Origin of the sequence: Leptospira dzoumogneensis (assembly GCF_004770895.1) — a bacterium.
GTDB lineage: Bacteria > Spirochaetota > Leptospiria > Leptospirales > Leptospiraceae > Leptospira_B > Leptospira_B dzoumogneensis.
Map to the genome: position 1 here is coordinate 200,336 of NZ_RQHS01000012.1, position 12,502 is coordinate 212,837.

Annotated in this window: 11 protein-coding genes; 5 read left to right on the forward strand and 6 right to left on the reverse strand. The window is 41.2% G+C overall.

Translation table 11 applies throughout. The annotated features are described in order from the left end of the window. Positions 1 to 170: 170 nt before the first annotated feature. Positions 171 to 977: an acyl-CoA desaturase gene (locus EHR06_RS08700; RefSeq protein ID WP_135756636.1), complete on the forward strand. Its 807-nt coding sequence runs from the start codon at positions 171 to 173 to the stop codon at positions 975 to 977. Between the two features lie 53 nt (positions 978 to 1,030). On the opposite strand, the gene EHR06_RS08705 is transcribed toward EHR06_RS08700, so the two are convergent. Further along, on the reverse strand, positions 1,031 to 1,510 hold the full coding sequence (locus tag EHR06_RS08705) for a hypothetical protein (RefSeq protein WP_135756637.1): 480 nt from the start codon (positions 1,508 to 1,510) through the stop codon (positions 1,031 to 1,033). 357 nt (positions 1,511 to 1,867) lie between these two features. Between EHR06_RS08705 and EHR06_RS08710 the strand changes: the two genes are divergently transcribed. The 3 genes from EHR06_RS08710 to EHR06_RS08720 are packed head-to-tail and all read left to right on the forward strand — an operon-like array spanning position 1,868 to position 5,539. Further along, a complete protein-coding gene (locus EHR06_RS08710) occupies positions 1,868 to 4,249 on the forward strand; it encodes a SpoIIE family protein phosphatase (protein WP_135756638.1) in 2,382 nt (793 codons plus the stop codon). Between the two features lie 47 nt (positions 4,250 to 4,296). Next, a complete protein-coding gene (locus EHR06_RS08715) occupies positions 4,297 to 5,199 on the forward strand; it encodes a diacylglycerol kinase catalytic domain-containing protein (protein ID WP_135756639.1) in 903 nt (300 codons plus the stop codon). Further along, positions 5,192 to 5,539 carry an STAS domain-containing protein gene (locus EHR06_RS08720; protein ID WP_086445757.1) on the forward strand — a complete coding sequence of 116 codons (348 nt, stop codon included), beginning with the start codon at positions 5,192 to 5,194 and terminating at the stop codon, positions 5,537 to 5,539. The genes EHR06_RS08715 and EHR06_RS08720 overlap by 8 nt, the downstream gene beginning before the upstream one ends. Here EHR06_RS08720 and EHR06_RS08725 read toward each other — a convergent pair. Then, positions 5,536 to 7,206, reverse strand: coding sequence for a PhoX family protein (locus EHR06_RS08725; RefSeq protein WP_135756640.1), 1,671 nt, complete (start codon positions 7,204 to 7,206; stop codon positions 5,536 to 5,538). The genes EHR06_RS08720 and EHR06_RS08725 overlap by 4 nt on opposite strands. A 109-nt stretch (positions 7,207 to 7,315) precedes the next feature. Between EHR06_RS08725 and EHR06_RS08730 the strand changes: the two genes are divergently transcribed. After that, complete coding sequence (locus EHR06_RS08730; RefSeq protein ID WP_135756641.1) at positions 7,316 to 7,810, forward strand: hypothetical protein; 495 nt, start codon at positions 7,316 to 7,318, stop codon at positions 7,808 to 7,810. On the opposite strand, the gene EHR06_RS08735 is transcribed toward EHR06_RS08730, so the two are convergent. From EHR06_RS08735 to batC, 4 genes are read right to left on the reverse strand one after another with little or no spacing between them, the layout of a single operon-like run. Then, complete coding sequence (locus EHR06_RS08735; RefSeq protein ID WP_135756642.1) at positions 7,791 to 8,315, reverse strand: hypothetical protein; 525 nt, start codon at positions 8,313 to 8,315, stop codon at positions 7,791 to 7,793. The genes EHR06_RS08730 and EHR06_RS08735 overlap by 20 nt on opposite strands. Before the next feature lie 57 nt (positions 8,316 to 8,372). After that, on the reverse strand, positions 8,373 to 10,202 hold the full coding sequence (htpG, locus tag EHR06_RS08740) for a molecular chaperone HtpG (RefSeq protein WP_135756643.1): 1,830 nt from the start codon (positions 10,200 to 10,202) through the stop codon (positions 8,373 to 8,375). Continuing rightward, entirely contained in the window at positions 10,199 to 11,797 is a 1,599-nt protein-coding gene (locus EHR06_RS08745) for a BatD family protein (protein WP_135756644.1), read from the reverse strand. The genes htpG and EHR06_RS08745 overlap by 4 nt, the downstream gene beginning before the upstream one ends. Further along, entirely contained in the window at positions 11,794 to 12,495 is a 702-nt protein-coding gene (gene batC, locus EHR06_RS19370; RefSeq protein ID WP_341867504.1) for a TPR repeat-containing protein BatC, read from the reverse strand. Before batC ends, EHR06_RS08745 begins: the two co-directional genes overlap by 4 nt. Positions 12,496 to 12,502 lie beyond the last annotated feature (7 nt).

The following is a 12,502-nucleotide window of genomic DNA, read 5'->3' on the forward strand; positions in this document are numbered from 1 at the left end:
TGTCTGTGTTCATTCAATCTGATGGTGTCTATTATAAATTTGGCTTCTTTTTAGGTAGAACCATTCTAATGAGACCATAATCGCCAATATTTCCCAATTTCCCCCTCACATTTTTTGCAACCTACCCCTCCAAAATGACTCGTATCATTTAGAAAAAAAGGGAGCCCTCCATGGCAATCATTCTAAGTTTTTTTGCGGCACACTGGATTTTAGCCGCTTTCGTTCAATCGTTCTATTTACATCGTTATTCTGCCCACCAGATGTTCAAATTGAACCGTTTCTGGGAAAAGTTCTTCTATTTCTTTACTTTCTTCGTGCAAGGTTCTTCTTTCCTGAACCCGAGAGCATATGCAATTCTTCACAGAAGACACCACGCCTACAGTGACACAGCAAAAGATCCTCATTCTCCTGTAGCTTCTAAAGGATTTTTAGATATGATGTGGACCACTGCAGTCGTTTACGAAAATATTTTAGATCGTAAAGAAGAAGTGGAGAAGGAGTTCAAAGGTAATTATCCTGAGATCCCTTGGTTCGATCGTTTTGCCGATTCTTGGTTTGTTCGTTTATTCTTCGGAACCGGCTACACTCTATTTTATATGGCGTTCGTTCCTGCAGACGCAGTTTGGTTATATGCTTTATTACCGATCCATTATCTAATGGGCCCGACTCACGGAGCAGTTGTGAACTGGTGTGGACATATGTACGGTTACCGCAACCATGCAAAAAATCCGGACAATTCCAAAAACACTCTTCCGGTTGATTTCTTGATCATGGGAGAATTGTACCAAAACAATCACCACGCTCACCCGAACTCTCCAAACTTCGCATTCCGTTGGTTCGAGTTGGATCTTACTTACCAAGTGATGAAGGTACTACATTTTATGGGGATCATCACCATCCAGAGAGCTGTGTGGACCGAAAAAGGAAGAAAAGAACTTTCCGGTACGGCACCTTCTCCTTTGGCTGATGTAGCTTAAGATTTTATAATATAGTGAGTTTTTGTAAGCCGCTTGGGAACAGGCGGCTTTTTTTATTCTTCTCGGATCCTGTCCAAGTCCCCTCTCATCTCTTTGTCGTATTCTTCCATTAAGAGAGGATAAAATTCCGAGCTTAATTCTATTTTTCCGTTCAATACCAATTGGAATAATTCGCGTACCAATTCTTCTTTTTCGAATCCTGTGCAGATCCATTCCAGAAGTTCCAATGCTAGATCCAGCCGACCTTCTGCTTGGATTGTTTTGCGGAAAATTTCTAGCACTTCTTTTTCTTTTCCAGCTTCTAGGAAACTTCTGAGTTCGACAGGCATACTTTGTAATAGAAGCTGCTTTTTTGCGTTCGGGGTAAAAAGGAATTCCGGCCGGCCTGGCGGCAGATGTGAGTGAATTGCCTTATTTATTTCTTCTTTAGAATGCCCTAAGGAAACTAGGGTCCTACCCAGAACCTCTCCCAATACGAAGTCTTCTAACGGGTGAAACGGAAATCCCTGTTTTTTAGGTTCCTGATCTTCCATCTTGTTAGGGTTCCTAACACTTGGTCTGCGGTCAAGTTTAAGGAAGAGGCACAGAGTTAATAAAGCCGCTGCGTTTATTCTCACGCAGAGCCGCGGAGCCGCAAAGTTTTAGGACCACTGATCCAAAATCTCCTCTGCGTGCCACTTCCCTGCGTCTCTACTAATCTCTGCGCCTTCATTACCGACTAACCGCTTATTAGGCGGAATATTTTTGTAACCTGAATTTCACGAAACCTTAGTACGAATGGGATCTTCCCAGTGTAAGTTTTGGGTCTCTTTTTTTAAAGAAGAGAAAAAGGCTAAAAATACAAAGCGCGCCTTCCCGATCTTAGGGAGATTCCATTTCCGGAACAATTTATGAGTTTTAGACAAAAAATTTTTCTCATTCTGGGAGCAAGTCAGCTTCTATTAGTACTCATTCTTGCGATCACATTCATCCAAATGATCGACCAAGTTAAAAATGAACCTCAGGACAAGAGAGCATTAGACCGCTCCCTGGAGTTCAGAAAGGAACTCAAACATAAGGAAGAAGTGATCCGACTTCTTCTCAAAGAAATAGAAAGGAACCAAAAGACTCTTTCTATTTTAGAGAATGGTTTGGGGAACAGAGGTATCCTCCAAGGAAACTTGGAATATATCAAAGGGATCATGACACAGTATGGTCTTTCTATCTTCGAGATCCATGATAGAACAGGACATGTTTATTTCAGATTCCATAGGCCGGCCGATTACGGTGACGATAAATCAGGGCAGAAGATCGTGCAGGAAGCTCTGCAGGGAAGGATCGCTTCTACCCTAGAGATCGGTCATAGCGGTCTAGGTCTTAGGGTCACTGCCCCTCTTAAGAACGGCGGGATCATGATGGTGGGCCAGGTTGTGGATGATAAGTTTATCCAAACCATCACCGGTTCCGAGGACGTTCACCTTGCTATCTATGAAAAAGAAAAACTGATCTCATTTTCGGACACTACAATCTCTAAATATTTAGGAGATAGAAAACCTAAGGACCTAGTAGGAATTTCCAGATTCACCTTAGAAGGCAGACATTATTATCTCACTCAGGTCCCTTACGAAAACCAAGGATTAAGTAATCTTAAATTAGATTTCGTTCTTTTGATAGATGAGACTGAACTTTACGAATCCACCCGGAATCTTTGGTTGTATTGCGGACTCATCGCTTTTGTGGTTTTCGGCGGGATCCTATTCGCATCTTATCGATTCTCCAGAGATATTATAGACGCCGTTAAGGCTCTTAACTTCGCGATGCAAAACCCTAACGAGGACGAATCCAAAATTGTGGATCTAAATCGTTCCGACGAATTGGGTGAAATGGCGGAAGTATTCATTGAAATGAAAAAGGATCTTTTGGACCACCAAATGTTCTTGGAAAAGAAGGTGGAAGAGAAAACCAAAGAATTACAGGAAACCCTGGATGATCTTCGTGCCTTAAAAGAAAAACAAGATGGGGATTATTATCTGACTTCCCTACTACTTCGTCCACTTGCTACTACTAAGTATGAAAGTCCTAATACTAAGATCAGCGGTATCTTAAGACAAAAGAAAACCTTCGTATTTAGAAAGAGAGAAGCAGATATAGGTGGAGACCTGGTTTCTATCAGCGAGATCACTCTATACGGTAAAAAATATCTGGCCATCATGAACTCCGACGCAATGGGTAAATCCATCCAAGGAGCAGGTGGCGCACTTGTAATGGGAACCGTATTCAAGGCGATCGTAACAAGGACCCAACTTTCCAGAAGTAACCAAAAGAAAACTCCTGAAAAATGGCTCAAAGACTGTTACACCGAATTACAGAATGTATTCGTTACATTCGACGGTACGATGCTTGTTTCCGCGTTACTCTGTCTTCTGGACGAAGAAACAGGAGCATTATATTCTATTAATGCAGAACATCCTAATATGGTGCTATATAGGGATGCGAAAGCGGGTTTCTTGGATTCAGACTTCCCTATCCGCAAATTAGGCTTTTCCGAAAACACTACGGAACCTTTAGTAAGAGTGGATAAGCTCGAAGCGGGAGACAGGATCTTCTTAGGATCCGACGGAAGAGACGATATTCTTCTTTACGATCCGAATTCTCCGGAACCTGTGATGAACGAGGATGAGTTCTTATTCTTAAGATTTGTAGAACTTTCAGGCGGGAATCTAGAAGATCTAGAAAGATTGATCACTGCTGCAGGAGAAGTTTCCGACGATCTAAGTCTTTTGAGCATAGGTTATAAAGAAGCTGAAGTTTCCTCAACCCGTACAAAAGCTACCTCGGAAGAATATAACAGACTTTTGCAGATCGGTATCAAAGAATACAAGAAAGGGAATACCGAAAAGACCAAGGAAGTTTTTGCACAAGCATTAGAGATAGACGATTCCGATCCTGCTCTTTATAAACAAATGGCAAGGATCTGCATCAACGCAAAAGAATTCGAAGAAGGTGCAAAATATACGGAGGCTTATCTTTCTAGGATCCCATTCGACAACGAGTATATCTTCTATCTTTCCTATTGCCTTAGAAAGACCAAGGATTACTGGAAGTCTTTGGAATTCTCAGAAAAACTCAGATCCAGAGAACCCGAAAATATTAGAAACCTAAAACATTTGGTGGCTCTATACAGACTTACCGGAAATCGAATGAAGTTCAGGGCTACCATGTCCGTTCTGAAATTGATCCTGGCGGGCTCGGATCCTAAGGCAAATAATTCTTCGGAACCTGCATTGGTTTGATTTTTTTCGTTTTCTAGGAGACCTAGATCCGTCCAAATTGGTAATCCATGTCGGCGGAAATGCGAAAAAAGATCCAATCTGTTCTTGTAGTTATCAAAAGAACAAAGTACGAATTAGATCTGGAGAGTTACGGCTCTCTGGATGAATTTAAAAGAGTAGCAGAGATCCAAAACGATTCCTTCTCTCGGATCTACAATTCCCATCTCAGGCAGATCCAAAGCAGAGAAGAATTAAAACGTACTTTCCCGAACGGAAAGTTTATCTTTAGAGAAGAATTAGAAAATATAGATATTGCGGGTTACGATCTGGTGATTGCGTTAGGCGGGGATAACCATTTCACTTACGTAGCACATCATGCCTTGGACAATTTAGTTCTGGGATGTAATTCGGATCCTGAAACTTCAGTAGGTGCACTTCTATCCTTTCATACCTCCGACATCTCGAAGGCAGTTTCCAATAATTGGGAAAATATACTCATAGAAGAATGGCCTAGGATCAATGTTAGGATAGAATATCCGAACGGCCAAGCCATCGAGACATTCCAAGGGATCAGCGAAATTTCTATCCGAAATAATAGTCCCGATCTAACCAGCAGATTCCTGATCTCTCATGATCAAGTCTCGGAAGAACAGAAATGTTCGGGCCTTCTGGTGTATACCGGAGCGGGTTCTACCGGTTGGGTTATGTCTTGCGAAAATAAAGACGTAAGCTTTGACAAGCAGGAGCCCTATTTCAAAGTGTACTGTAGAGAGTTACGTAAGAAGGAAAGTTTCCAGTACAAGCTGGATCACTTTACGGTTCGCAACTCTTTCCGTCTAATATCAGAAATGCGCGGAGGGATCTCGATCGATTCCTTGGCGGAACGTATTTACGATTTCCCTCCCGGGGCCAAAGCGGACTTTTCCGTTTCTCCGGAAAGATTGCGGGTGGTGGTGCAAAAACATGGATAGTTTAAAAATTCTAGAACAGGATGCCGGCAAAGAGATCAGAGTATATTTGGTTTCCGGCCGACTAGACGAATCCACCTTCCCTCTATTTAAGGAAAAAGTATTGGATGTATCTCATGCAAACAATACTGTATTAAACTTATCCGATCTTAAATATGTTTCTAGTTCAGGTATTCGTGCAATCTTCGAATTAAAGAACAGACTTACCAGCGAAGGTAAAAAATTACTTCTCACAGAAGCAGGAGAGAAGGTCATACAGATCTTCAATCTATTAGGTCTTTGGAAACCTTTCGCTCACTTCGAAAAAGAAGAAGACGCAATCGCTGCCTGTCTTAAAAACTAAGTCCTTCTGATCGCAACCACTCCCGGTCTAGGTATGTCCCCTTTCGTTCTAGCAGGCCAACGACTTGTAGGAACATCATAATCCTTTGTATCTTCTCCAGGATGTTGCACGGATAAGAACAAAAACTCTTCGTCAGGTGTGAACCAAGGGCCTGTAAGTTCCGCACCGATCGGAGCGGATGCAAATTGGAATGCTTTTCCTGCATCTTCTCCGCTTGTAGGAATAAAGAACATACCGTTATTCCCGAATTTTTTGAAGATGGATTTTCCGAGCAGACGAGTCGTCATATCAGTCACCATCCAAAGATTTCCGGAAGAATCAAAAGCCAAATTATCAGGAGAAGAAAATCCACTCTTCCCTCCCCCGGCAACAAACACTTCGAATTCAAAACGGACCGATTCGGCATCCGAATTTTCTTCTTTGATACGAACGATTTGTCCGTAAAAATTTCCATGAGAATCATTATTGGTAAAAGATACAAAAACAGATTTATCTAATGGATGAACTTCCAGATCTTCGGGTCTATCCATCGGAGTTCCGCCCGCGGTTTTTGCAGCATCTCTGCAGGAAACCAAAACATCCGCTTGAGTTTTAAATTTAGGATTTCCTTCCTTATCTTTTGCGTTTTTTAGATTCGGATTTTTTTCCAGATCTAACGGGACCCATACACATTTTTCGAAATTACCTACGTATAAAGTCCCTTGTTCTAAAAGTTCGGAATTCGATTTTCCTTTTTTAGGATCATAATTTTTTTCGGAGACGAATTTATAAACGCATTGGTCCTTGGAATCATCTCCCATATACGCGACTAACTTTCCGGAAGGAGAAACCGTTAATGCTGCGTTCTCATGGGAAAACCTTCCGAGTGCAGTATGTTTTATCGGTGTGGAAGAAGGATCAAAAGGGTCCACTTCTATGATCCAACCGTATTCTTTGGAGTCTTCTAATTTACAATCTTCGACCACCATTTCGTAGTTCTCTTCGCAGGATAGAACAGTATTCCATAATGTTTGCCCGCCCGAACAATTGGCAAATGTTCCATACACTTTTGTTTTACCTGAGATCGCATCCGAACCTGCTGCGGGACCTTTTAGTTGGAATTCCGACCTTCCGTGTATCCTTCTTCCGTATTTTGATTCAGGATCTAATACCCAAGAGCCTTTGGATTTACGGAGTCCAATTACTGAGCCGCCTAATGAATACAGATATTTTTCGATTTGTTCGGTAGTTCTATTATTCTGGCCTTTTTGGTTATAATCGTAACCGGTTACATAATATTCCAATTCGTTTAAGTATTCGTGATTTGTCCAAAGAAGTGCTGAGTTTGGATCATTCGGAAATTGGAAGAAGCAGTTAAAATCAGCGGCATAACCGAAAGTATCTCCCTTTGTGTTGATCTTATCTCCATACACAGCGATCAAATCGTATGTAAAACCTGCCGCTAAGATCAGATCATCCCGCGTATTAGGTTTTAGAGGTTTAAAATTGCTTCCTGGGATTTTGGAAGAATTCGCTTTCTGGTTTTTTGGAGAAGAAGGATGTGTAGAATGTACTTTTTTAGAAGGATCTTTTGCAGGTTCCGAAAACAGATCCAAGGTCCGGGCCGCAGTCAAGGCAAGCATTCCCTTTCCCATATATTTCAAAAAGTCTGATCTAGATACCTTCATATCCTAAAAATATTGCACCTGACTCTTTGGACCATTCGTTTTTTCTTCCTACAGAAAAAGGAAACTTGGTTGTAATAATCCCTATCAAAAAAGATGATAAAGACTGAGAATGAAAACGAACTCTACCCCATTCTATAAGATCCTTTTTATCATGGGCTGGATTTCTCTTGCGTTCTTTCTTCCTCTTTCCGTCGCAGTTTATTGGGAAAATAAAAGTTTAGAATCGATCTATAAAAATTTATCTCTTCCAGGAAATAAAGAGTTCGGTGTCCTAGTCGAGAATACAAAACTCAATAAGTTAGGTAGAACCGTAAATGTATACACCTACTTAGTGCCGGACGAACAAGGCAAAAAACACGAAGTCACCGAAGAAGTGGACCAAACCACTAACAGAAGAATGAGAGTGGGAGATACAGTTCAGGTACGCACTTTAGTTTGGAATAGTTTCGGAAAAACAAAGATCCTAGGAAGGATCGTGGGAAACACTGCCCCACCTCCCGGTTTCGGTTTTATGCAGAACTTTTTATTATTCGGGATCTTGTTCTCTTTAGGACTGGTTCTAGTCAGCCTTTATTTCAGAACGTTTAAGGCTGAGGTAGAGTAGAATTAAAAGCGTTCTCTTTTTTAAAGATCAACTGCACCTGATAAGGCTCTTGGATATATCTGGCGGGATTCATCTCGTACGAAATAAAGCAGTAATATTTTTCGTAAACGATCACGAACATATAATCTTTAAATCTTAGATACTGCATTTGTTTTCTGATCCCTCTCACCCAAATGGAATCTTCAAACACACGCTCGTATCTTACTGAGTTCGCGTTTATTTTTTTAAGTTCTTCCGGAGTCATCTTTTCCGGATCTCTTTTTCTCAACTCAAGTTTTAAGGAACGGATCAAGTTGTATTCCAACTTCTCCTTTTCCAAAACATCCAAGTTAGGAAGTGTTTTAAAATAATATTCGTAATATTCCTTATCTAAGGACCTGCCGTCCTTATGCACCTCACCTTCCTCCTCGGAGGATGGTTTGGCCTTGCTCGGCTCTTGAGAATGTAAACCGGCAGAGGTCAGTAAAATCAGTGCTGTTAAAATCGGGAAAATCGGTGTCCGCATACCGGTACCATTAAAGATATCGGTACGATCTCCGATTTCCCTCCTTTTTTTTCGGAATTAATCCGAGGAAAGATCTTCCAATAGATCCCTTTGGCGGCGTATCATATCGCTCAATTCATCCTCTCCGATCAACTTAGCGCCTAACAGAGCCAGATCGTACACGGAACGGGCTAATTTCTCCGCCTTCTCCGGACGAACACCTTTAGAAAGACCAAGTATATTTTTGACCAATTTGGATTGGCGGTTCAGAAGAAGAGTATGGTTCTTCAGGAAATCGCCGGGCTTTTGTCCATACATCTGGCCCATTTCCGCCAAACGTCTTAGATGTTCGGGCAGAAGGATCACTGCAGGTATGTCCTCGGACTTCAAAGCCTCTGTTTTGATCTCCACGCCTTCTTTTACAATCGCCTTAGCGAAAATTTCTTTCAACCGATCTTCGGTAGTCTTATTATCTTGGTCCGCAAGATCAGGACTTGCGTCCTTATCCAAAACTTGATCGGCAAGTTCAGAATCCACTCTTTGGAATTTCCAATCCGGATTTTTGCCTTCTAAAAACTGCAGAAAATGATTATCTATACGAGAATCCACAAGCAAAGCTTCCAATCCTTGGGATTTAAGAAGGTCCATATATACTGAAGAAAGTTCCGCTTCTCCCGCATAATATACTTTGCCTGAGTTCTTTTCCTTATTTCTTTCCACATATTCTTCTAATTTCGTCAAATCACCGTTAGATGATCGGAAGAAGATCAGATCTTTAGCTGACTCATAAAATTTCTCGTCAGTCATCATTCCATACTTAACGAATAGAGAGAGTTCATCCCAGTTTTTACGGAATTCATCCGGATTTTTGGTCCATTCTTCCTGAAGTTTATCTGAAACTTTTTTAACGATATGAGAAGAGATCTTTTTTACCAAAGGATCATTTTGCAGATAAGATCTGGAAACGTTCAGAGGAAGATCCGGAATATCCAGAGTTCCTTGTAGAACAGTTAAAAATTGAGGCACTAGCTCCTTTGCTTCGTCGGAAACAAACACATGATTACAATAGAGTTTGATCCCCATTCGATTCGCATCTAGTTCATGTTTGAGCCTTGGGAAATACAGTATCCCTTGCAGCCTAAAAGGATAATCCACATTTAAGTGAACATGAAATAGAGGTTCTCCTGCAAAAGGAAATAGATACTGATAGAACTCATCATACTGTTCCTTTTTGACGGAAGAAGGTTGTTCGCTCCATAATGGGGTCTGTTTATTCGCCTTCTCCTCTTTTACATAGATCGGAACAGGAAGAAAGTCGCAATATTTGCGAACTAGTTCTTTCAGTTTCCAAGAATCCAAATATTCTCCGGAGTCACCGTCTAGATACAAACTGATCTTTGTACCTCTTTCGGACCTATCACCAGGTCTTAAGGAAAACTCGGTGCCTGATTCACTTTCCCAAATGACGGGAGTGCTCCCCTTTTTGTAGGACTTGGTCTCTATTTTTACCTTAGAAGAAACCATAAAGCTGGAATAGAATCCCAAACCGAAATGTCCGATGATCTCGGGTTTGTCCCCTTCCGATTGGTATTTTTTTACGAATTCTTCCGCGCCGGAAAATGCGATCTGATTGATATAACGATTCACTTCTTCGTCGGTCATTCCGATCCCGTTGTCCTGAATAGTTAAGATCCTGGTCTCTTGGTTAAAGTCCAGATCGATGCGATAATCGGTCCCTCCATCGAATTCCTCGTTCAAGGAGATCTTTTTAAGTTTAGCGATCGCGTCGCATGCGTTGGAAACCAACTCTCTCAAGAATATATCTTTTTCAGAATATAACCATTTTTTAATTATAGGAAAAATATTCTCCGTTTCTACGGAGATCCTGCCTTTTACTTCTTCGCTCATTCGGATTCCTCCTCTTTCAATTTATCAGACAACCAACTCGAGATCCTGATCAGATTCGCTTTGGAAGAAGGTCCCAGACTTTTATAGGTTTCGGTCAATGGTACCGTATCGGACTTCCAACCTGCGAGAAGGCTCGCTTCCTCCTCAGGCAATCCTTTGGTCATCACAGAATGTTTCAAAACAAAACCTCTTTTGGAACCTATCCAGAGGTCAAGTCGTTTCAATACTGCTTCCGCTCGGTACTTTTTACGAAGTGTCACAACAATAAAAGCAGCGGCTCCTATAAAGATAGAAGAAAGAAGAATAGACACTAACACGGAAGATCCGCCCTTACTTCCTGTCGTATCCTCGGTCTCGATTTTCTGTTTGGGCCTTGGAGGTCCGATCTCCAAGCCGGGAAAACGAAGAGAAGCGGATTCATATCTTCCGGAACCAGGATTGAAAAAAGTAAATTTCAGATCTTCCGGTTTCCAAATTCCTTCTTTTTTAGGAAGTACGGAATAATGATAAGAATGATTTAGATAAAATCCGAATTCTCCAGGACCAAGCTCCCTGAAATCTCTTTGCTGCCTAGTTTGTAAAAAAGTAATCTCAGGATAACAAACCGGATCGCATACACTCAATAAAGGATCTTTAATAGAAGAAAGGTTCCCATTCCCTGAAATAGTCAGCTTGAATTGGAAAGGTTCTCCTAAAAAAGCGGCCTTAGGATATTCTTCTAAACCTATTTTAAAATTTCCCACCGCTCCTTTAAATTCGGATGGAGAAGGAGAAGGTAGATCTTTTACGAAAATTTTACTCGGGATCGTCTTAATACTTCTCATATGAAAGAATGACTGTTGTCTTCCTTCCAAATGGAATACTGTGGAGCCTAATGAGTATTCTCCTTTTTTCAAAGGAGTTAGTATAAAGGTTTCCTTATTATAAACCGCAGTTTCGAATTCCAACCCTTCATAAATCACCTGCTCCGGGATCAAAAGATTTATCCCGGAAAGTGCTTCACTTCTGAAATAAGGGAACTCGATGGAGCTGGAAAAATCCCGATCAATATAAGGACGTATCGCGTTTCTATAATATAAGGTGAAAAATCCTAGGATAGGTTCTCCTACCCAAACCTGGTCTTTGTTCGTTCTAAATAGTACCTTTAAGTCTCCATCCTCGGGACCTTCCGTTTCTTCGCTGAAAAAGTATCGATTTGAAAAAAATCCGGAAGACTTATTTGCAGTGGAACTTCTGGGAGAAATTTCCAAAGCCATCATTCCTGATTCTATTTTTTGTCCGTCTACCTCTACTTCTATTTCCGGAACGGAAAAACGCCCGGGCGTCGATACGGTAAGCCTGTACTTAATTAGTTTTTTGCGATATACTTTGAAGTTTACTATTGTGGTATTCTCTTCCGTGCCCCAATAAACTGCCTTGATCCCTTGCCCATTAAACTCTTTTTCTATTAAACGGACCTGAGCGCCGCCTTCCGTTTCTAAAATGATAAATACCGCATCTCCCAGATCTGCTCTGGTTTGGCTGAGATAAAATTTGGGACCTTGTGCGAATAAAGGAAAAGCTCCCAATAATAAAAGTAGAAGGAAACGTTTCACCAGAACACCTCTTTGTTCCGAGAGCCTGGACTTCTTCTTTTTACTGAATCCAGATCCATGGATTCCATGATCCGATCCAATTCGTCTTCCATCTTGGATTTGTTTTTATCCTTCTGGTCCTTTCCTGCTCCGGACTTGGATTGTTTCTCCGCCTTCTCCTTTCCTTTGGAACCTTGTTTAGAAGAGGAAGACTTGTCTTCTTTTTCCTCGGACGTACTCTCTTTATTTTCCGAGCCATCTTTTCCTTCCGGAGGAGGAAGTTTACGCAGCCATTCCAAGTTCTTTTTAGCCGATTCTAAATTAGGATTTTCTTTTAGAGATCTAAGATAATGTTCCGCCGCTTTTTTGCGATCTCCTAATTTTAAATAAGAATTTCCTAAATTAAAATGGGATTGTGCCCTGAGTTCCGAATCCTTTGAATCCGCGGACTTTTCGAAATGACGGATCGCCTTGTCCAGATTCCCGGACTTGTATTCACAATCCCCCCGATTGAATTCCAATCTAGGATCTTCCGGAAAGTACGGGTCCGCTTCCTTGTATCTTTCCAAAGAATTTTTATAATCACCTTGTTCGTAGGAATTCCTGCCTTCTTTGATCCGATTCCCTCCCGGATCTAACTCGAAGGAATAAATATCTCTTCCCCAAAGTGAAAAGAGAAGTAAAAGAACAGGAGCGGCTTTTTTAGATAGTCTTACCAAAAACTTT

What these genes read in the sequence shown, in the direction of transcription:
- EHR06_RS08700 (WP_135756636.1), top strand. Translation starts at nt 171, where the DNA reads ATGGCAATCATTCTAAGTTTTTTTGCGGCACACTGGATTTTAGCCGCT.
- EHR06_RS08705 (WP_135756637.1), bottom strand. Translation starts at nt 1,510, where the DNA reads ATGGAAGATCAGGAACCTAAAAAACAGGGATTTCCGTTTCACCCGTTA.
- EHR06_RS08710 (WP_135756638.1), top strand. Translation starts at nt 1,868, where the DNA reads ATGAGTTTTAGACAAAAAATTTTTCTCATTCTGGGAGCAAGTCAGCTT.
- EHR06_RS08715 (WP_135756639.1), top strand. Translation starts at nt 4,297, where the DNA reads ATGTCGGCGGAAATGCGAAAAAAGATCCAATCTGTTCTTGTAGTTATC.
- EHR06_RS08720 (WP_086445757.1), top strand. Translation starts at nt 5,192, where the DNA reads ATGGATAGTTTAAAAATTCTAGAACAGGATGCCGGCAAAGAGATCAGA.
- EHR06_RS08725 (WP_135756640.1), bottom strand. Translation starts at nt 7,206, where the DNA reads ATGAAGGTATCTAGATCAGACTTTTTGAAATATATGGGAAAGGGAATG.
- EHR06_RS08730 (WP_135756641.1), top strand. Translation starts at nt 7,316, where the DNA reads ATGAAAACGAACTCTACCCCATTCTATAAGATCCTTTTTATCATGGGC.
- EHR06_RS08735 (WP_135756642.1), bottom strand. Translation starts at nt 8,315, where the DNA reads ATGCGGACACCGATTTTCCCGATTTTAACAGCACTGATTTTACTGACC.
- htpG (WP_135756643.1), bottom strand. Translation starts at nt 10,202, where the DNA reads ATGAGCGAAGAAGTAAAAGGCAGGATCTCCGTAGAAACGGAGAATATT.